Origin of the sequence: Aliivibrio sp. S10_S31, assembly GCF_014694495.1 — a bacterium.
In the GTDB taxonomy this organism is placed as follows: Bacteria; Pseudomonadota; Gammaproteobacteria; order Enterobacterales; family Vibrionaceae; genus Aliivibrio; species Aliivibrio fischeri.
On record NZ_JAAUWR010000009.1, the window covers coordinates 67,318 to 85,911 of the forward strand.

The 18,594-nt window shown below is 38.1% G+C and carries 20 protein-coding genes; 15 read left to right on the forward strand and 5 right to left on the reverse strand.

Features of this window, described 5'->3' with window-relative positions; genetic code table 11:
* The first annotated feature begins 111 nt into the window (after positions 1-111).
* From HC728_RS09645 to HC728_RS09665, 5 genes are all read left to right on the forward strand, one after another.
* A complete protein-coding gene (locus HC728_RS09645) occupies positions 112-630 on the forward strand; it encodes an Hcp family type VI secretion system effector (protein WP_005423511.1) in 519 nt (172 codons plus the stop codon).
* Positions 631-772: 142 nt separating this feature from the next.
* Complete coding sequence (locus tag HC728_RS09650) at positions 773-2,809, forward strand: type VI secretion system tip protein VgrG (protein WP_190395349.1); 2,037 nt, start codon at positions 773-775, stop codon at positions 2,807-2,809.
* Between the two features lie 4 nt (positions 2,810-2,813).
* Positions 2,814-3,614, forward strand: coding sequence for a DUF4123 domain-containing protein (locus HC728_RS09655; protein WP_190395350.1), 801 nt, complete (start codon positions 2,814-2,816; stop codon positions 3,612-3,614).
* Positions 3,611-5,413: a DUF2235 domain-containing protein gene (locus HC728_RS09660; RefSeq protein WP_065621484.1), complete on the forward strand. Its 1,803-nt coding sequence runs from the start codon at positions 3,611-3,613 to the stop codon at positions 5,411-5,413. The genes HC728_RS09655 and HC728_RS09660 overlap by 4 nt, the downstream gene beginning before the upstream one ends.
* Positions 5,410-6,027 (forward strand): DUF2931 family protein, encoded by a 618-nt coding sequence (locus HC728_RS09665; protein ID WP_190395351.1) that lies wholly within the window; start codon positions 5,410-5,412, stop codon positions 6,025-6,027. The genes HC728_RS09660 and HC728_RS09665 overlap by 4 nt, the downstream gene beginning before the upstream one ends.
* A 44-nt stretch (positions 6,028-6,071) precedes the next feature.
* Here the strand turns inward: HC728_RS09665 and cra are convergent, their stop codons facing one another.
* Entirely contained in the window at positions 6,072-7,049 is a 978-nt protein-coding gene (gene cra, locus HC728_RS09670) for a catabolite repressor/activator (RefSeq protein WP_190395352.1), read from the reverse strand.
* Positions 7,050-7,334: 285 nt separating this feature from the next.
* On the opposite strand from cra, the gene fruB reads away from it, so the two are divergent.
* From fruB to fruA, 3 genes are read left to right on the forward strand one after another with little or no spacing between them, the layout of a single operon-like run.
* Complete coding sequence (fruB, locus tag HC728_RS09675) at positions 7,335-8,471, forward strand: fused PTS fructose transporter subunit IIA/HPr protein (RefSeq protein WP_190395353.1); 1,137 nt, start codon at positions 7,335-7,337, stop codon at positions 8,469-8,471.
* 3 nt (positions 8,472-8,474) lie between these two features.
* Positions 8,475-9,455: a 1-phosphofructokinase gene (gene pfkB, locus HC728_RS09680; RefSeq protein WP_065622531.1), complete on the forward strand. Its 981-nt coding sequence runs from the start codon at positions 8,475-8,477 to the stop codon at positions 9,453-9,455.
* 30 nt (positions 9,456-9,485) lie between these two features.
* The gene (gene fruA / locus HC728_RS09685) at positions 9,486-11,219 is read left to right on the forward strand and encodes a PTS fructose transporter subunit IIBC (RefSeq protein ID WP_065639900.1); all 1,734 of its coding nucleotides are present in this window, start codon (positions 9,486-9,488) and stop codon (positions 11,217-11,219) included.
* A 74-nt stretch (positions 11,220-11,293) separates the two neighbouring features.
* Here fruA and HC728_RS09690 read toward each other — a convergent pair whose 3' ends face one another.
* Entirely contained in the window at positions 11,294-11,818 is a 525-nt protein-coding gene (locus HC728_RS09690; RefSeq protein WP_011263758.1) for an outer membrane beta-barrel protein, read from the reverse strand.
* Positions 11,819-11,895: 77 nt separating this feature from the next.
* On the opposite strand from HC728_RS09690, the gene HC728_RS09695 reads away from it, so the two are divergent.
* The 4 genes from HC728_RS09695 (at position 11,896) to HC728_RS09710 (ending at position 13,977) form a co-directional block, all read left to right on the forward strand.
* Positions 11,896-12,510 (forward strand): LysE family translocator, encoded by a 615-nt coding sequence (locus HC728_RS09695; RefSeq protein WP_190395354.1) that lies wholly within the window; start codon positions 11,896-11,898, stop codon positions 12,508-12,510.
* Between the two features lie 153 nt (positions 12,511-12,663).
* Positions 12,664-13,317 carry an HAD family phosphatase gene (locus HC728_RS09700; RefSeq protein ID WP_155657487.1) on the forward strand — a complete coding sequence of 218 codons (654 nt, stop codon included), beginning with the start codon at positions 12,664-12,666 and terminating at the stop codon, positions 13,315-13,317.
* A 190-nt stretch (positions 13,318-13,507) separates the two neighbouring features.
* Entirely contained in the window at positions 13,508-13,795 is a 288-nt protein-coding gene (locus tag HC728_RS09705) for a hypothetical protein (RefSeq protein WP_190395355.1), read from the forward strand.
* 8 nt (positions 13,796-13,803) lie between these two features.
* Positions 13,804-13,977, forward strand: a complete 174-nt coding sequence (locus HC728_RS09710) for a hypothetical protein (protein WP_190395356.1) — start codon at positions 13,804-13,806, stop codon at positions 13,975-13,977.
* A gap of 69 nt (positions 13,978-14,046) precedes the next feature.
* Here the strand turns inward: HC728_RS09710 and HC728_RS09715 are convergent, their stop codons facing one another.
* Both HC728_RS09715 and HC728_RS09720 read right to left on the reverse strand, forming a co-directional pair.
* The gene (locus tag HC728_RS09715; protein ID WP_190395357.1) at positions 14,047-14,928 is read right to left on the reverse strand and encodes a LysR family transcriptional regulator; all 882 of its coding nucleotides are present in this window, start codon (positions 14,926-14,928) and stop codon (positions 14,047-14,049) included.
* A complete protein-coding gene (locus tag HC728_RS09720; protein ID WP_072054118.1) occupies positions 14,925-15,314 on the reverse strand; it encodes a nitrous oxide-stimulated promoter family protein in 390 nt (129 codons plus the stop codon). Before HC728_RS09720 ends, HC728_RS09715 begins: the two co-directional genes overlap by 4 nt.
* Before the next feature lie 235 nt (positions 15,315-15,549).
* Here HC728_RS09720 and HC728_RS09725 point away from each other — a divergent pair, with 235 nt between their 5' ends.
* The 3 genes from HC728_RS09725 (at position 15,550) to HC728_RS09735 (ending at position 17,365) form a co-directional block, all read left to right on the forward strand.
* The gene (locus HC728_RS09725) at positions 15,550-15,780 is read left to right on the forward strand and encodes a hypothetical protein (RefSeq protein WP_238933799.1); all 231 of its coding nucleotides are present in this window, start codon (positions 15,550-15,552) and stop codon (positions 15,778-15,780) included.
* A 257-nt stretch (positions 15,781-16,037) separates the two neighbouring features.
* Positions 16,038-16,556: a YbhB/YbcL family Raf kinase inhibitor-like protein gene (locus tag HC728_RS09730; RefSeq protein ID WP_065595240.1), complete on the forward strand. Its 519-nt coding sequence runs from the start codon at positions 16,038-16,040 to the stop codon at positions 16,554-16,556.
* 23 nt (positions 16,557-16,579) lie between these two features.
* On the forward strand, positions 16,580-17,365 hold the full coding sequence (locus tag HC728_RS09735) for a helix-turn-helix transcriptional regulator (protein WP_190395358.1): 786 nt from the start codon (positions 16,580-16,582) through the stop codon (positions 17,363-17,365).
* 103 nt (positions 17,366-17,468) lie between these two features.
* Here the strand turns inward: HC728_RS09735 and HC728_RS09740 are convergent, their stop codons facing one another.
* Entirely contained in the window at positions 17,469-18,593 is a 1,125-nt protein-coding gene (locus HC728_RS09740; protein WP_190395359.1) for a M20 family metallopeptidase, read from the reverse strand.
* Position 18,594: the final 1 nt, after the last annotated feature.

The following is an 18,594-nucleotide window of genomic DNA, read 5'->3' on the forward strand; positions in this document are numbered from 1 at the left end:
TATGTTTTTTATCATTTTATCTTATTGATATTTAACGGTTAAAAAATTGGCACACCTTTGGCAATAGGGATAGGGAATTATTCATTTACTATTGTTTAAAAGGAAGAAAGTATGCCAACTCCAGCTTATATGCGCATTGAAGGCGAAAAACAGGGACTAATTACTGCAGGTACATTTACTGAAGATTCAGTAGGTAACATTTACCAAGAAGGTCATGAAGACGAAGTGTTAGTTCAAGGATTTGAACACCAGGTTTTATTACCTCGTGATCCTCAATCAGGTCAGCCTACTGGTCAACGTGTGCATAAGCCTGTACGTATTACAAAAGTATTCGATAAGGCATCACCACTAATGTATAACGCATTAACGTCTGGTGAGAAACTGCCTAAAGTTGAGATTAAGTGGTACCGTACTTCTGCAACAGGTACACAAGAGCACTATTTCACAACAGTTCTACACGATGCGATTATCGTTGATATCACAGCGTCAATGCCTAACTGTCAAGATCCATCACAAGCGCATTTCACACACCTAGAAGATGTATTTATGACATATCGTGCCATTGATTGGACGCACGAAGTCGCAGGTACATCAGGTAACGATGACTGGCGTACAGCAATGAAAGCGTAATCGCTCGCATTTTCGGGAGAGTCAATATCATAAGCACCCCTAGCTGTTTATGATGGCTCTCCCTTTTTGCGTTTTAGCTTATTTAATTAAGTCACCGTGTTTAACGCGATGAAAATAGAGTCGTGTATTAGGAAGGATCATTATGCAGGATGCAAACCAAGCTCAATTTGAAATTAACGTTGCAACGATAGACATTCCACTTCAAGTGTATTCATTCTCAGGGCAAGAAACGTTGGGAGAAAACTATCAGTTTGATGTTACTTTTATTTGTGAAGAGCCTGAATTGAATTTAGCTCAATGGCTACAATTGCCAGCTTGCTTGACATTGCATCATGACAATAATCCCGATTTTGCGCCAAGGTATGTGCATGGCATTATTGAATCGATAGAGCAAATCAACACCTCTTTTCGAAACAGTACCTACCGATTAAGTCTGGTTCCTATTTTTGCACTTCTCAATTATCGAACCAATTATCAAATATTTCAAAATAAAACCGTACCAGACATCATTACCGAGATTTATCAACAAGCGGGGATCTTGAGTAATCATTTTACTATTGAGCTGTTTAATACTCATGAACCAAGAGAGTACTGTGTTCAATACGGTGAATCCGATGCCATGTTTGTTCAGCGCTTATTGTCTGAAGAAGGCTTAGTATATTATTTTGAACATACAGAGAGTGGGGTTAAACAGATTATTTCGGATGGACCTGAAATATATACCGAATTACCTCCCTTGTGCGTTGTTGCTGATAATGGAATGACGAAAGATGGCAACACCATTACTTCTTTAATGAAAAAGCAGCAAGTAAGCGTCGGTAAAGTATCAGTAAGAGACTTTAATTTTGAAACGCCGACACGACTTCCTGCTGGGATTATGCAGAACGATGATCAAGGTGAATGTGCTTCTGAGTTAGCATTAGAACATTATCAATACCCAATTAATCAAACCTCATCAGAAAAAGCCACAAAACAAGCGTCATTACGACTAGAGCAACAAAGAGCTAGGAGTATTGAGCTTTTCGGCGAGAGCGACTGCGCACAACTGACCGCAGGGTATTTCCAACCTATTCAAGAACATCCTAACCCTGAGTGGAACGATACTTGGTTGCTAACTCAAGTGTTTCATAGCGGGCGTCAGCCACAGGTACTTGAAGAATTGGCTGATGGTGGCTCTGAATATAATGCAAGTTTTCGTTGTATGCCATGGATAGTTCCTTTTAAGCTTACTACTCAACCTAAGCCACTTATCCATAATGTTGATACCGCTATCGTAACAGGTCCTGAAAGCGAAGAGATATATTGTGATGAGCATGGTCGTGTAAAAGTACAGTTTCACTGGGATAGAAATGGTCAAAGAAATGAAAAGACCAGTTGTTGGTTACGAACATCTCAGGGCTGGGCTGGAAACCAATATGGGCAGTTTATTTTACCTAGGATAGGACACGAGGTGATTGTCAGTTTCATTCATGGTGATCCAGATAAGCCCATTATTACTGGAGCACTTTATAACGGTGCTAATAAACCACCTTATACCTTACCTGAGCATAAAACACGCAGTACCTTTAAAACCTCAAGTTCACTAGGCGGTGAAAACTTTAATGAACTGCGCTTTGAAGATAAAAAAGACGCAGAGCAAATTTATATTCATGCAGCAAAAGACATGGACAGTCAGATCCAAAATGATCACACAGTAGAAGTCTTTAATGATGAGCATAAAATAGTACATAACAATCAGTTTAATGAGATAAAAAACAATCGCCATACCACCGTTAATGGAAGCCAGTTTGAAACGATTAAGGGTGATGCTCATCATCAAGTTAATGGCTCTTTACATAAAAAAGTGGGTAAAAAACAGCTAGAAGAGATCGGCTCTGAATTGCATTTAAAATCAGGTCAAAAAATAGTGTTAGAAGCAGGTACTGAAATCACCATTAAAGCCGGTGGTAGTGTTGTAAAAATTGACCCAGCAGGCGTTCATCTTATTGGTTCTGCAATTAACCTGAACTCTGGCGGAAGCGCAGGAAGTGGTAGTGGTTATGCAGGAAAAATAGCCGTGTTACCAATGGGAAAAGAAGTTGAGCAGGCGGGATCTTTACCAATGAAAGCCCCTCAAAATGCATTAGAGAACGCTCAAAAATTGAATGCCATTGCTGTTAAACCTTGCGGAGGGGAATAATAGAATGCATGAACAGAGCTATCTGGTAGTTAATTCTCTTGAAGATAAAGAGGTTATTGAGCGCTTTTATCATTATGGTGGTGGTAATGCTTTTCCTTTGTATTTAGATACTGAGTTTGATGCACAGAAAGAGATTGGTCCATGGTTATTGCCATATCCACCTAAAGAGTTTTTAGCTTATTTTGCCAATAAACCATCAGGCTTTCGTATTTATTTTTCCGATGATATTGAAACACATATACAGCATTGGAAAAGTTTAACGTTTGCAGGTCTTGATGGAGAGTTGGTTTTATTTCGTTATTATGACCGAGTTGTTTTAGAAGCCATGCTTGTATCATTTAACCAGAAAGAATTATCGTTATTTCTTGGTAGTTCAGAGTGTATAGAAATTATATCGTCAGTCGGTTCTTTGTGTTCTTACGAAAATAGTTCCTCTCAAGTGAGTTATAAATCAGAGCCGTGGTGGAAGATAGAAAAACACCATTCATCATATTCAGTTGAAAGACATGCATGGATTACTGAGCGATTAGCGTGGCAGCGTCTTCCTTCTTTAATGAAAGAGATATACGAAAAAAATTCAGATATACAATCACAGTTAATTAACCATCTAACAAAGGGGCGAGCCCATCGTCTTGAAAATGAAGAATTAGAAGCATATTCAATGAACATGCTAATTAAAAACAGTAAACAACAAAGTCACGACATCTATGAAGCCTGGTATTTAGATAGCGCGCAAATAAAAACCGTTAAGCAGGTAGAGAACTTAGTAACTCGATCTGAATTACAACAAGGAACCCAGATATGAGTGATCGTTGTATTCCCTGTGAAAAGAGTAAAAACTGGATTGAATTGGATTTTAGAGATGAAAATAATCAGTCTTATGAGGGTTTTGATGTCATTATCGAAGATGCTTCCGGAGCTATTCAGACTGTAAATTTGACTTCTGGAATAAATCATATTGAAGGAATTGCGAGTGGTCCTGTAAAAGTTACTATAGATACTCAGACATTGATAGATGCTGTCGAAGAGCGAGATAAGCGATTAGATTCAGAAACATCGCCAGTTCCAGAGTTTGCAAAAGAAGCTCTGGGTGGTCCAGAACAAAACCAAAGTAAAAAGTACCTACATGCAACATTGGGAGATTTATGGAGTAATAATCCGGATTATGAATTTCTTGAAGAGCATAATAAAGGGAAGTTAGGGAATATTACTTTTGTTCATAACGAGAGTTATGTAATTGAAGTTCTGGATTTTACTAAGCAAGAAATTCGCTTTGGTGTTTTCTTTGATGGAACAGGAAACAACTCGTTTAATGCTGATTTTGGTGCAATGTGCGAAGATGAAGCGTCTGTTCCTGATGAAGTTCAAGATATATGCGACGATTTATCTGAGTTTTCAGAAAAAAATCGAGGGAGTTACGATAATTCGGTTACGAACATTGGGCGTTTAAGTAAAGCTTATGATTCGGAAAAAGAGAACATTTTTAGTATATATATGGAAGGTGTTGGCACTAAAGCTCTTGAAGAAGATCAACGTTTTCCTGATATGGGGTTAGGTGTTGGTGATCGTGGAGTTATTTCGATTTCCCAATTAGCGGGTGAAAAACTAGTTGCTCTTATAGTTGAAAATAAAATTAACCATAATTTGTCTAAGTTTGTGTTTGATATTTTTGGCTTTAGCCGAGGAGCTGCGACTGCTCGACATTTTGCTAATGAAATACATAAAAAAGTGAGTGGGTTGGTGTATGAAAAATTACAATTAAATAGTTCTTCTAAAGTAAGTATTAATTTTATTGGGTTATACGATACAGTTGCAGCAATTGGTTGTATTAAAGATTTACTCGATACAACAGATGAAAATAATCATGGTATTAATTTATATCTACCTAAAGATATTGCCAATAAAGTGGTGCATTTTACCGCTCATCATGAGTGTAGAGATAATTTCGCTCTAAATTCGGTTGCCCCAGAGCATCAAGAAATCGCTTTACTTGGTGTTCATTCAGATATTGGTGGTGGTTACAAAGATCCAAAAGATAGTGTACTAATCATGAAACCATATCTACGTACTATTAGTGAGGATGATTGGCATGCAGCACAGAACTTCAATAATAAAGCGATAGAAAAAATAGAAGAGATGAAACAAGAGTTTCTACCTTATGTCGTTTCTTCAAGTTGTTTTTCACAAAACAATGTTATTAAAACAAGGCTCACTAATAAGCATTATCGATTTAGAGCAACATTATCAATGACAAGAGATATTTCACCAGATCTTCAGTTACTTTCATTTAATTTAATGCATAAGATAGCAACTGATAATAATGTTCCACTTTTAACAAATACTTTAATTTTTGACGGAAGGTTAGCAGAACTCTATTTATGTTATGAAGACACTTATAATCATTCAAAAAATATCTCAGGCTTATCTATTATAAAAGAAGTACCGGAATCTTTATCATCTTATGTTTTAAAACATTATGTCCATTGCTCAGATCACTGGGCTTTAGATAGTGGTATGTACACGATGAAACCTAAAATTAATCAATACGGTGAACGTGAAAGACAAGTTTGGCTTCATAAAAAACAGAAAGGGTATCCATTTTGAATAGATTGTTATTGATTATTTGGGGATTATTTTTAAGTGGATGTGTTGATAGTCAACTTGAAAAACCTCAACAATTAGGTGAATGGACTATTTCTACCATGGCACCAAAATATTATTCTGCGTATGTTGATATCTTACTTATTGTAGATGAGGAAAAGCAAGGCGGGTGGAAGGGGATGGTTACAACATCCACTAAATTTTCTAAGCATCCAAACTCTTGGGAAGGCTTAGAACGATATCATTCAGGTTATACCATTCGTAGTGTAAAACTACCTGCTTCATTTTATATTCGTTGGCATTCATTAGCGAACAAGAAAACATATAATAAAACGATTAAAGTATCAGAAGATATTCGACGTAAAATGCGTGAATATCATGAAATGAGATGTGGCTTTAATAATGGATTGTATCCCTACAAAGATAATATTTTATTAGGTTTAGCCCCAGATGGAATGATTTCCGTATTTTTGAATGGAACATGCTTTGATAATGAGCTTCAATTCAAAGTACAAGCCGTAGAGTATAAAGTTGCTGATGATTTTGTTTACCCAGAGTTAAGCGAAGAAGCACAAGCTTATGTTGATGAGCATGGTGTACCTACAGGCATTTGGTAAAGAATTAGAATATACATTGGCTGCCGCAACAGCCAATTTTTCGACTAGCGAATAATAATCTTCCTAGGAATTAACTCTATTCCTGCTTGATAGCGTTTTGCTGAGGCATTTAACCCTAATGCTAATGCACTGTCTGCGATGAACTCAAATTGTTGTGGTAGAGAGTTAACTTTAATGGGTAAGAAATCTAATAGACGGTTATCACCAAACGTGCCTAATTTTATTTTGGTCATTAACTCAGGCTTTTCAATGAGTACATCTAAAATCCCTTCAAGCAAAATATAAGAAGTTGTGATAATCGCATCTGGAATAGCGTCATCTTTTATCCATTGTTCAAAAATAGCTTTGCCAGATTCACTATTAAAGTGTTCTCCATAACCTGTGATGCTTGCTAAACCTTTCTCTTTGGCCTTTGCTTCAAATCCTAATTGACGTTCACGAGAAATATTCAGCTCTGGTAACGCACCAATTAAGCCGATTGATTTTACATTCTCATTAACTACCGATTTAGTTAACTCGTAAGCCGCATCAAAATCTTCACTGATCACACAACCAAAATGCTCGTCATCTAATGAACGGTCAATGGCAATAATTGGCGTGCCTTTCTCCTGAATACCTAAATAGTAATCACTGCCATTAGGTAAGCAACTTGCAACGAATAGTGCATCAATACGACGACTAATAAGTGCATGAGCGACATTCATTTCTGTTTCTGGATCATCATCAGAGCATCCAATTAAAATTTGATAACCGGCTTTTCTTGAATTGAATTCTAAAAGTTTAGCAAGTTTGGCGTAACTGGTGTTTTCAAGATCAGGAATGATTAATCCGAACGAACGGCTACTGCCTGCACGCAATGCAGATGCAGCATGATCAGGGCGGTAATTGTGCTCATCAACCACTGCCATGACTTTTAATTGTGTCTTTTCGCTGATGCGATATTTCTGTGCTTTACCATTGATGACATAGCTTGCAGTGGTTTTGGAGACGCCAGCAAGTTTGGCAATTTCATCTAATGTCATGGGTAAGGATCCTTAATTTTGTGGTTCGGATCATAGAAATATAGATCCAATCAGCTTAGGTGTTGAATTATACGCTGAATCGATTCAGTATAAAAGCTGAAAGGATTCAGCAAATTTGAAAAGCGTGATATTTGCGCTATTTTTACTCATAAATGCGAATTTAATGCGTAGAAATAAATTTGTTGAACTTTTTTTGAATGCTTTGCTGAATCGATTCAGTTTGTTATGCAAGGCAATAAATACGATTAATTATCAGTGAACATAGATAGCGAGAGGCTAAGACCCATGCTGACATTAACAAAGAATGACATTACGCTGCAGCAGTCAGCAGCGGATAAAACAACAGCAATAAAAGCGATTGCAAAACAGCTAGCAACCAAAGGATTAGTTGCAGAAAATTATGTTGATGGAATGCTTAATCGTGAACAACAAAACTCGACATTTTTAGGCAATGGTATTGCTATTCCACATGGTACTGTTGATACCCGTGAACTGGTTAATCAGACGGGTGTAGCCATTCATCATTTTCCACAAGGCGTAAATTGGGGTGATGATAATGTGGTTTATGTGGCGATCGGTATTGCGGCTAAATCAGATGAGCACTTAGGTATTCTTAAGCAATTAACGAAAGTGCTGTCAGCCGATGGTGTAGAAGAGAAATTAAAACAAGCACAAACCGAAGCTGACATTATTGCATTATTAAATGGCGAAGTTCAGTTTGAAGCGGATTTTGATGCATCACTTATTCAATTACTTTTCCCTGCAAGTGACATGATCCAAATGAGTGCAGTTGCTGGCGGTTTATTAAAAAATAGCGGCAACGCAGAGAGCGCATTTGTTGCTGAACTGGTAACTAAAGAACCGACTCATTTAGGCAAAGGCTTATGGTTAGTAAGTACGGACAAAGGCGTAAAACGCTCTGGCATGTCCATTGTTACTACGGCAAATGGTTGTGAGTTTAATGAATTACCAGTGAAAGGTTTGATTGCCATTGCTTCTTGTAATGCTTCTCACCAAGCGTTTTTAACGACGATCACTAAGGCGGTTGCTGAGCAACAACAAGAGTCGATTCTATCTGCAACTTCTGAACAGTTACTTGCGATGTTCTCTACTTCTACTGAAGAAACAACAGTAAATGCTGATGCGGATAACACTGCAATCTTTAAAATTAAAAATGCGCACGGTTTACACGCTCGCCCGGGTGCAATGCTTGTTGCTGAAGCGAAAAAATACGAATCAAAAATCACCGTATTAAACGTAAATGGTGATGGCAAAGCCGTGAATGCGAAAAGCTTAATGAAAGTGATAGCGCTTGGTGTTAAACACGGTCATGAACTGCAATTTACCGCAGATGGTGCTGATGCAAAAGAAGCGCTTGCTGGTATTGGTGCTGCGATTGCTTCTGGTTTGGGCGAGGGTTAATTGATGAGTACTCATTTAAAAAGCAAAGTTGTAACTATCACCCTGAACCCTGCTTTAGATTTAACCGGTAGTTTAGATGCGTTATCAGTTGGCTCTGTGAGCTTAGTAAGTAAAGGCTCACTTCATGCCGCAGGCAAAGGCGTTAATGTGGCAAAAGTGTTGTCTGACTTAGGTGCAGAGGTGACGGTTACTGGGTTTTTAGGCCGTGATAATGAAGAGCTTTTCTGTCAATTATTTGAAGAGATGAAGGCTAAAGATGAATTTATTCGTGTTGATGGTGCAACTCGCATCAATGTGAAGTTAGTTGAATCAGATGGGCGAGTGAGTGACATTAACTTCCCGGGTGTTGAGGTATCACAACAGGCGATTGCTGAGTTTGAAGTTCGCCTATTTGAATTAGCAAAAGATCATGACTTCTTTGTTTTAGCGGGCAGTTTACCAAAAGGTATTTCTCCAGAGCAGTGTGCAGAGTGGATTGAAAAACTGCATCAAATGGGCAAGAAAGTGTTATTTGATAGCAGTCGTGCTGCACTAGCTGCAGGTTTAGATGCTCACCCTTGGTTAATTAAACCAAATGATGAAGAGCTGTCGGAATTTGTAGGACGTGAATTAAATACACCAGAATCATGTCAACAAGCGGCTGAAGATCTTGCTGAAAAAGGCATTGAAAATATCGTCGTATCGTTAGGTTCAAAAGGCGTGATGTGGCTTGGTCAAAATAATCAAGAGCAAGCTGAATGGATGTATTCTCAACCACCTAAAATGAACGTAGTAAGCACGGTTGGTGCTGGTGATACGTTAGTTGCTGGCCTATGTTGGGGTCACATGCAGCAAGATTGGGATCGTTCACAAATCTTATCTTTTGCTACCGCTCTTTCTGCTTTAGCTGTATCGCAGGTCGGCGTTGGTGTTCCAGATATTAAAAACGTACAAGAATTACAACAACAAGTAACCCTACACAACCCTATTTCTAGCAACGTGTAATAACGCTTAGTGATAGATTAAGGACAAAATATGAAAAACATAGCTATCGTAACAGCATGCCCAAGTGGTGTAGCAAACAGCATTATTGCAGCGGGTTTATTAGAACAAGCTGCAAAAAAATTAAATTGGACTGCGTCGATTGAATGTCAATCAAGCGTGTTACCTGTTGATGTATTAAGCCAAGAAGTGATTGATGGTGCAGATGCTATTATCATCGCTGCAAATACAGAAGTAGATACCGCTCGCTTTGTGGGTAAAAAAGTATATACAGGCACTATTTCGGAATGTACTACAGATACGCAAGCGTGGTTAGAAAACGCAGCGAACAGCGCAAAAGAATTAACCGCTTCTGAAGTGACATCAACAGCGGTTGCTGAAGATACGGGCGCTAAAAAAATTGTAGCGATTACGGCGTGTCCAACGGGTGTTGCACATACCTTCATGGCGGCTGAAGCGCTAGAAGAAGAAGGTAAACGCCAAGGTCACATTATTAAAGTAGAAACTCGTGGTTCTGTGGGTGCGAAAAACCAATTAACGGATCAAGAAATCGCAGAAGCGGATCTGGTGATTATCGCAGCTGATATTGAGGTTCCTCTTGAGCGTTTTAATGGTAAACGTCTATATAAAACAAGCACTGGTTTAGCATTAAAGAAAACAGAACAAGAGATGAATAAAGCGTTCGCTGATGCGACGGTTTTCCAAGCGTCTGGTAATACACAATCTTCTCAAACTGAAGAGAAAAAAGGCATGTACAAACACCTAATGACAGGGGTATCACACATGCTTCCTGTTGTTATCGCGGGTGGTTTGTTGATTGCATTGTCTTTTGTATTTGGCATCGAAGCATTTAAAGAACCGGGTACTATCGCTGCAACCTTAATGGACATTGGTGGTGGCGCTGCATTTGCGTTAATGATCCCTGTTCTTGCTGGTTTTATCGCGTTCTCGATTGCTGATCGTCCTGGTTTAGCTCCGGGTCTAATCGGTGGTATGTTGGCGAGCTCAACAGGTGCCGGTTTCCTTGGTGGTATTGCTGCCGGTTTCATTGCGGGTTACTCTGCTAAATTCATTGCGGATAAAGTATCTCTTCCTCAATCAATGGAAGCGCTAAAACCAATCTTAATCATTCCATTTGTGGCGAGTTTATTTACTGGTCTGGTGATGATTTACATCGTTGGTGGTCCTGTATCTGGCATCATGTCAGCGTTAACAGAATTCCTAAACAACATGGGCTCAACTAACGCTGTATTACTGGGTGTGATTCTTGGTTGTATGATGTGTTTCGACTTAGGTGGTCCAGTAAACAAAGCTGCATATACATTTGGTGTAGGTCTTCTGGCTTCACAAACGTACGGTCCAATGGCGGCTATCATGGCAGCAGGTATGGTTCCTGCACTAGGTATGGGTTTAGCGACATTCCTTGCTAAGAACAAGTTTGAAGCGGGTGAGCGTGAAGCTGGTAAAGCATCATTTGTACTTGGTTTATGCTTTATCTCTGAAGGTGCGATTCCATTTGCAGCGAAAGATCCAATGCGCGTTATCCCAAGCTGTATGGCGGGTGGTGCATTAACTGGTGGTCTGTCTATGTTGTTTGGCGCTCAACTACTTGCTCCACACGGTGGTCTATTTGTTCTACTTATTCCAAACGCAATCACACCAGTATTTATGTACTTGGTAGCCATTGCAGCGGGTACAGCAGTAACTGGCTTCACTTACGCTTTCTTGAAAAATAAAGCGGATGCGAAAGAAGCTGCAGCGGCTTAATAAATGAAGCTATATTGATATAAAAAGGGCGCTTCCAAGGTGATTGGAAGCGCCCTTTTTTATGCTTTTAAAAGTTAGAACATAAAGTTCACACCAGCACCAATAGATGAGATGTAATCATCAGAAGCTAATGGCATATATTGGTATTCAACGTTGAAGGTAACGGAAGGGAACAGCTTCATTACTGTGCCTACTGCAACATAAGGTTTAGTTGATACCGCTTCTTGTTTTAATGTTTGATTACCTTCTTTATATTGATATTCAACATTGGTACGATTTAAACCGAATTTCCCATAGAAAGAGCCATAATAAGACATTGGGAAATACATTTTTGCTGCGATAGTCGCACCCGTAGCCGATGCTTTATCATTATCCATTGCGATATCATTCATCGATGCCGTCATGTAATAGCTTAGATCCATCGCAATCATGGGTGCGAAATGATAGTTATAACCCACTTGAGTCATTAAAGCGCTACCATGGGAGCCATCAATTTTTAGGTTTGCAAGACTTGGCTGAATATAGATTTGGTGTAAAGTGTCTGTTGCTTGCGCTGATGCAGTTGCCCCTAGCAACAAAAGTGGTAGTAACCTTTTCATTATAAACTCGTCTATTTAACCGAATGTGCGATTTTATTGTGAATGAGACAATGTTGTAAAGAGGAATTAAAGGCGAAATGACATTAACTATTTGGATTTCATTATTTTTGGTTTCATTGTTGGGAGCAATGTCTCCAGGACCAAGTTTAGCGACAGTAGCGAAGCATACCTTATCTGGTAAGCGAATTAATGGTATAGCAGCCGCTTGGGCTCATTCAATTGGTATTGGGTTTTATGCTTTTATTACCGTGATTGGCTTAGCGGTAGTGTTACAACAATCACCTATGCTATTTAAAGGGATTAGCTATTTAGGTGCTGCTTATTTGGCTTATTTAGGTCTCGGTGCCTTGCGTTCCACTGGCGGAATTGCAGCAAAGCTTGAATCTGGACAACAAGTTACGATTGTTGAGTCAGCAAAAGAAGGGCTACTTATCTCACTTCTAAACCCTAAAATCGCGTTGTTCTTCTTAGCTTTGTTTAGTCAATTTGTCGCAGTAGGTAATGACCCTTTAGATAAAGCCATTATTGTTATCACACCTATTGTTGTTGATGGGTTGTGGTATACGATTATTAGTTGTTTGCTATCTTCCCCTAGAATTGTGGATAAACTCCGTAGTAAAGCGAAATGGATAGACAGGTTATCTGGTGTCGTATTGATTTTATTAGCAATGCGAGTGGTTTTTTATAGCTAGTTTATCGGTTGGTTGTAATTAAAGAGGAAGTGCTTTTAAATTAAGAGTTCACTTTTTTCATCTCTCATTTTGGCTTACTATGACAATTCTCCACGTATAGTGAGTTATAGGTATACGTAACGTTTTTTTGCTATTCATACAGTAAGGTTTCTCATGACATTTAAAGCTGCAATTTTCGATATGGATGGACTACTTCTCGATACAGAAAGAGTGTGTATGTCCGTGTTTCAACAAGCATGTGAAGCAGAGAATGTTCCATTTCTTGAAGATGTTTATCTGTCGGGGATTGGCTGTAACGCTAAACGTATTGAAGAGCTTTTCCGTGCTGGCTATGGTCCTGATATCGATTACCCTGCTTTAAATAAAGCGTGGCGTATTCGTTATTTTTCTATAGTTCAGAATCAAGCTATTCCTGTTAAAGAAGGCGTTATTGAGCTGTTAGAGTGGTTAAAAGCCAATAAGATCCCAATGGCTGTTGCTACATCAACTCAAAATGATATCGCTATTAAGAAATTAGCATTAGCGGGTCTTGATGGTTATTTTGATGTACTTGCTACGGGGTGTGAGGTTGAGAACAGTAAGCCACATCCAGAAATTTATTTTTTAGCAGCGGAACGTTTAGGTATTGCTCCTGAAACGTGCTTAGCATTTGAAGATTCTAATAATGGAACTCGTGCGGCGGTTGCCGCAACAATGATCACTTACCAAATCCCTGATTTAGTACAACCAAGCCAAGATGTTATTGAACTTGGTCATCGTATTTTGCCTTCTATGGTTGAGGTTTTAGCTGAACTAAAAACTCGCTAATATTTTCAAGTCTTATTTAAATAAACGGCTCATTTAGTAGATGAGCCGTTTTTATTCTCTTTTTTATATTGATAGGCAAGTTGAATTACTTAAGATTATACATGCCCTTTAAGCTATAGGTTTGGGTGATATTATTTGTGACTTAGACATCACACAGGGACGTGTTCTTACTATTAAATAGGTAGAGAACATGCAATTAGCTAACCTTACAGATTTAGATAAAAAGATTTTTAAATATTTAAATAGCCGTGGCATGACAGTTGAAGAAGCCATTCAAATAATAATATGCGAAATATACTATTTAACATATAAAGATAAAGAAAAGATTAATCAAGCTATGGCGTTTCTTGGTAATAAAAAAGAAAAAATGATAACAGAAAATGTTTATGCCGGAAAAAGAAAAAAATACCTTTTAGAGTTAGAAAGAAAAAAAACAAAAAGTAACAGTACTGTAAATGACTATTTATTTGCTCTATAGGTGAGATTATGAGTATGACCGAAAAAGAATTTCAAGAAGCAATTATTATGATAACTGCGATGAGAAAAGACATAAACAAATCAATTAATGTGATGGATCCAGAAACAAAGCTACGGATTGAGCAAAAAAAATATGATTTGAAATTAAAAGAGATAGAGAAAGACCATAATTATCTGAGATAATAGACTTCTATGAAAGGTTATCGCTCTTTATTACATATATAAAATAATTTGAGTAGTAAAGAGTGATTGTTATTGTTTTTTAAATGTGTGTTCGATTTCATCTATCATCCACTTCATAACATTGCCCATACCGCTGTCTCTACGTTTTACTACTCCCCACTCAATTTGTAATGTATCAAGGATATGATCAGTAGATAGTTTTTGAGTTTGGTTTTTATACCAGCCTGATTCTAATATGTGTTCAGGAACTAAGGCCCAGCCAACACTGCGAATAACTAGAGCGGTAATATAATAATAACTGTCGATATACCAGTGATTAGCAGAAATCGGTTTTTCTTGAGAGTGGCCTACGCGATCTCGAATAACCAATTGTCGATATTGATTTAGCTGGATCAACGTCGGCTTTTCAAATTGAGCTAAAGGGTGTTCTGGTGAGACAATTAATGCCTGATTAAAAAAGCCAAGGGATAAATATTCTAACGAATCTGACAGAACATTAACTCGAAATAAAAATCCAAGGTCTGCTTTTTTCTCATCTACCCATCGTGCAATATCAGCTTGGGAGCCATTAATAATTGTCAGTTTTAATAATGGAAATTTAGCTGAGATTTTTTGAAAGAAGTCTTCAAATACGTCAATAGGTACAGCTTCATCTAATGCGACAGTGAGTGCTATTTCTTCACCGGTTGAGACGGTATCTGCTCGAGCTTGTAGCCGTTCACATTGCTCTAAAATAGCTTGAGCTTCTACAAACATATCTTTGCCATCTTGAGTTAAAACAGGTAAACGAGCACTTCGATCAAACAGTTCAAATCCAAGATCTGTCTCTAAATTGGAAATTGCGGTACTAATTCGTGATTGAGCTTTCCCCATTTGACGTGCTGCAGCAGAAAAAGAACCACATTTTACTGAGGTTACAAAAGCGTTTAATTGATCTAATGTCCAGTTCATTCTTTATTTCCATTCTTAAGTCGAATATGGCGGTTTGAAGCATTAGGTTGTGGCTTATCTACAACGGTTCTTTTTTCTGATAATAGATGACGAATCGCTAGTATTGGGTGATGCAGTAGCATTCTTGGGCCTGAAAAACGCATCACTAAACGCATTTGCTCTTTTGGTTCAGGCTTATAGCAATGGATAGGACAAGTATTGCAGGTGGGTTTGTTTTCGCCATAGGGGCAACGATCTAATCGTACTTCTGCATAGTCCATTAATTGTTGGCATTCTTCACACAGTGTTTCAGAGTGGTGGTTTTTTTTACAATAAATCTCAATCATTGCAGAGACGGTTTTGAACTCTGTATTGAGTTTTCCAAGTAAAATATCACTACTTTTCATGTTTTGCCTATGCGTAAAATACTATTATTGCTCTTAGTATAAAGGGGAAAGGATACTGGGTGAAGTGTTCACTTTTTCATGTGCTATTTTTAGCCTAGTATAACCGTATCCCCAAAAGCATATTGCTCCTAAAGTGTATGCGCCAAAAGCCATTTAGTTAGTCCTAAGTGGCTTTTTTTTATGAAAAAACATACCATACTTAATATGACTTGTTTTTATATGTTGGATTGATTTTATGAATATAAAGAAAGTGTTACCTGTTGCACTTCTAGGGCTATTGGTTGGGTGTGACACAGAAGATGAAAATAATATAGATTCAATTTTAATCTCTCCAAATGATTACAAAGTTGTAGAGTTCACATTGAAGCCAAATCAAGAAGTGAATATATCAGTACAAGACATTAATCATGTGTTGTCTGAATCTTATATTATTGATCAAGCTGCTTACCGCTTGGAAGTGGATTAACTGCAGATACCACTTTTTATCTTTTCTTTGAAAATACAAAGTTCGGGGTAGTAGCGCCTCCAGACGGTGGTGATGAGATGGCATCTACAATGATGTATACCTTAGAACTTCGTAATTAATGTTTTTTTGCTAAAAGTATCAAAATAAGTTTAAATTAATTATCATTTGATACTTTGTGTTGGTTTTTAGCTTGTTTTATTCGTAATAATGTTCCTGTACTTAATTAGAACACTCTATAAACAGTGAAGGAAATTATTATGAACAAAGCATTATTAGTGTTACTTACTCTTGCATCATTCTCTAGCCAAGCTTTTGAAGTATCAAGTACAGATGTGCATGAAGGTCAATTGATGAATAGCAAGTTTACTTTCTCAGGTATGGGCTGTACTGGTGATAATATCTCTCCACAATTAAGTTGGAAAGATGCACCTGAGGGAACAAAAAGTTTTGCTATAACTGTGTTTGATCCAGACGCACCTACAGGTAGTGGTTGGTGGCATTGGTTGGCTCTAAATATTCCTGCAAATGTACACAGTATTGAGCAAGGTTCACCAATGAAAAATATCTTACAAACTAAGAATGACTTCGGCACTATGAGCTATGGTGGTGCTTGTCCTCCAGAAGGTGATGGCATGCACAGATATCAATATACAGTGTGGGCATTACCACAAGAAAAAATCGATTTACCAGCAGACATTTCACCTGCAGTAGTTGGTTATACTTTAAATAGCATGGCATTAGACAAAGCGGTATTAACAGCAACGTATGTGCGTTAATTGATAAGAACTAGGAGCATAAAATGAACGAATCATTGCTTAAGATACAAACGTATTCAGGCGTTAATGATCAACATTTACGTAATGTTCATATTTATGCTCCAAGTATTATTTGGGTAAAATCTGGTATAAAAAGAGTAATTCAAGGCACTGAAAATTATGATATTGATGCTCAATCGTGGTTATTAACTGCTGCCAATCAAGGTCTGAGTTTTATTAATAAGCCAACAAAAGATCATTTTTATTCTGTCCAGCTCTGCTTTTTGTTCCCACCTACTCTTGAAATGATAGAGGCGAGTAAAGAGAATCGACGTAGGCATGAACATCTTAACGCTATTAAGATTTCTTCAACATTAGCGTATGGCTTTTCTTTACTAATCGAGATGAGTTCTCAGAATTTAAGTTCTAATGTGCAGAAATATCATTTATTGGCTTTTTATCAGCAATTAATAGAAGTAGGGGCATTGCATATTTTATTTTCAGAATCACATGATTCTTTGCAAAATAAACTGAGTGCTTATTTTTCAAAAGATCCCGCAGAAAATTATCAGTTAGATGAAGTATCACATGCTTTCTCTATGAGTCGAGCGACATTGATTCGTCGATTGAATCAAGATGGAACCAATTTTAGAACGGTATTAGCGAACGTGAGAATGAGTCATGCACTCTCTCTAATGCAAGAGAGAAAGCAAAGTCAGCTAGATCTGGCATTACAGTGTGGATATCAATCTGAAACACGTTTTAGTCAACGTTTCCATCAGCAGTTTGGTATTACCCCAAAACAATATATGAAAACCGTGTCTTATTAATTAAAGACGTATCGATTGAAAAAGATAAAAAAACAGCGAGCACTTGGCTCGCTGTTTTATTTTGTTACCTAGCTAAAGCGTTGTTATATTTATATCACAAATGCTACTTAGCTAACTTAGTCAATATGCTCATTAATAACTTAATGCGCGGTTCGATTGACTCAAGCAGTAAGTACTCGTCAGCACTGTGGAAGCCAGCACCGATAGGACCTAGACCATCTAATGTTGGAACACCTAAGATCGCAGTGTTGTTAGCATCAGAGCCGCCACCTACTTCTTTCCAGTTGATATCAATGTTTAATTCTTGAGCTGATTCTTCAATCATCGCCATTAGTGATTCAGTTAGCTCTGATGGTACCATAGAAGGTTTATACGCTTCACGAACAAGTTCAATTGATACACCATCAACAAATGGCGTCTCAATCATGCCATTTAACCTTGTATCTACTTGGTCATATTCTGCGTTATCCCAGAAACGAACATCAACGATAACAGTCGCTAAATCAGGAACGATGTTTGCGCCAGCACCACCAGAAACCACGCCTACATTTAACGTAGTGCCTGATTCAAAGTTAGTCATCGCGTTTGTCGCTAAGATCCAGTTAGCCATTTCAGTGATTGCACTGCGGCCATTCTCTGGCTCGTTACCTGCATGAGCTGCTTTACCGTGAAAGGTCATTTTGTAGCGAGCCATGCCTTTACGAGCTTTAACTAAGCCACCGTCCGCACGAGCTGCTTCTGCAACCAATACGTTTTTCGCTTTTTTCCCTGTTTCTTGGATCCAATCAACTGAATCTAGTGATCCTGTCTCTTCATCTGGGTTCATACACACGCAGATAGACAGTTTATCTAATACAGCTTGGTCTAGGTTGCGTAGTGCATATACCACGTTTAATAATCCAGATTTCATATCAGAAACACCTGGACCATACGCTTTTTCAGCATCCAAAGACATTGGTCGTTCAGCTGCTGTACCTACAGGGAAAACCGTATCCATGTGACCAATCATCATCACATCAATATGTTCAGCTTCAGGTTTGTTGCGAACTTCAAGGCCAACGCCTGCTTTGCCACAGTCAATACGCTTAACAGACCAGCCGTTCATTGCTTCGTATTTAGCTGCCATTTGGTTAGCAATAACTTCAATGCCTTCAACAGTGTAAGTACCGCAGTCCACATCAATAAGAGGGCGTAGTTCTTCTAGATAATCGTTTAGAGAAAAGTTCATC

Excerpts from the sequence above, each read along its gene's own strand:
- HC728_RS09725 (WP_238933799.1), top strand. The coding sequence starts at position 15,550 with ATGAATATAAAGAAAGTGTTACCTGTTGCACTTCTAGGGCTATTGGTT.
- HC728_RS09660 (WP_065621484.1), top strand. The coding sequence starts at position 3,611 with ATGAGTGATCGTTGTATTCCCTGTGAAAAGAGTAAAAACTGGATTGAA.
- HC728_RS09735 (WP_190395358.1), top strand. The coding sequence starts at position 16,580 with ATGAACGAATCATTGCTTAAGATACAAACGTATTCAGGCGTTAATGAT.
- HC728_RS09695 (WP_190395354.1), top strand. The coding sequence starts at position 11,896 with ATGACATTAACTATTTGGATTTCATTATTTTTGGTTTCATTGTTGGGA.
- HC728_RS09740 (WP_190395359.1), bottom strand. The coding sequence starts at position 18,593 with ATGAACTTTTCTCTAAACGATTATCTAGAAGAACTACGCCCTCTTATT.
- fruB (WP_190395353.1), top strand. The coding sequence starts at position 7,335 with ATGCTGACATTAACAAAGAATGACATTACGCTGCAGCAGTCAGCAGCG.
- HC728_RS09705 (WP_190395355.1), top strand. The coding sequence starts at position 13,508 with ATGCAATTAGCTAACCTTACAGATTTAGATAAAAAGATTTTTAAATAT.
- cra (WP_190395352.1), bottom strand. The coding sequence starts at position 7,049 with ATGACATTAGATGAAATTGCCAAACTTGCTGGCGTCTCCAAAACCACT.
- HC728_RS09690 (WP_011263758.1), bottom strand. The coding sequence starts at position 11,818 with ATGAAAAGGTTACTACCACTTTTGTTGCTAGGGGCAACTGCATCAGCG.
- fruA (WP_065639900.1), top strand. The coding sequence starts at position 9,486 with ATGAAAAACATAGCTATCGTAACAGCATGCCCAAGTGGTGTAGCAAAC.
- pfkB (WP_065622531.1), top strand. The coding sequence starts at position 8,475 with ATGAGTACTCATTTAAAAAGCAAAGTTGTAACTATCACCCTGAACCCT.
- HC728_RS09645 (WP_005423511.1), top strand. The coding sequence starts at position 112 with ATGCCAACTCCAGCTTATATGCGCATTGAAGGCGAAAAACAGGGACTA.
- HC728_RS09730 (WP_065595240.1), top strand. The coding sequence starts at position 16,038 with ATGAACAAAGCATTATTAGTGTTACTTACTCTTGCATCATTCTCTAGC.
- HC728_RS09715 (WP_190395357.1), bottom strand. The coding sequence starts at position 14,928 with ATGAACTGGACATTAGATCAATTAAACGCTTTTGTAACCTCAGTAAAA.
- HC728_RS09710 (WP_190395356.1), top strand. The coding sequence starts at position 13,804 with ATGAGTATGACCGAAAAAGAATTTCAAGAAGCAATTATTATGATAACT.
- HC728_RS09650 (WP_190395349.1), top strand. The coding sequence starts at position 773 with ATGCAGGATGCAAACCAAGCTCAATTTGAAATTAACGTTGCAACGATA.
- HC728_RS09655 (WP_190395350.1), top strand. The coding sequence starts at position 2,814 with ATGCATGAACAGAGCTATCTGGTAGTTAATTCTCTTGAAGATAAAGAG.
- HC728_RS09720 (WP_072054118.1), bottom strand. The coding sequence starts at position 15,314 with ATGAAAAGTAGTGATATTTTACTTGGAAAACTCAATACAGAGTTCAAA.
- HC728_RS09700 (WP_155657487.1), top strand. The coding sequence starts at position 12,664 with ATGACATTTAAAGCTGCAATTTTCGATATGGATGGACTACTTCTCGAT.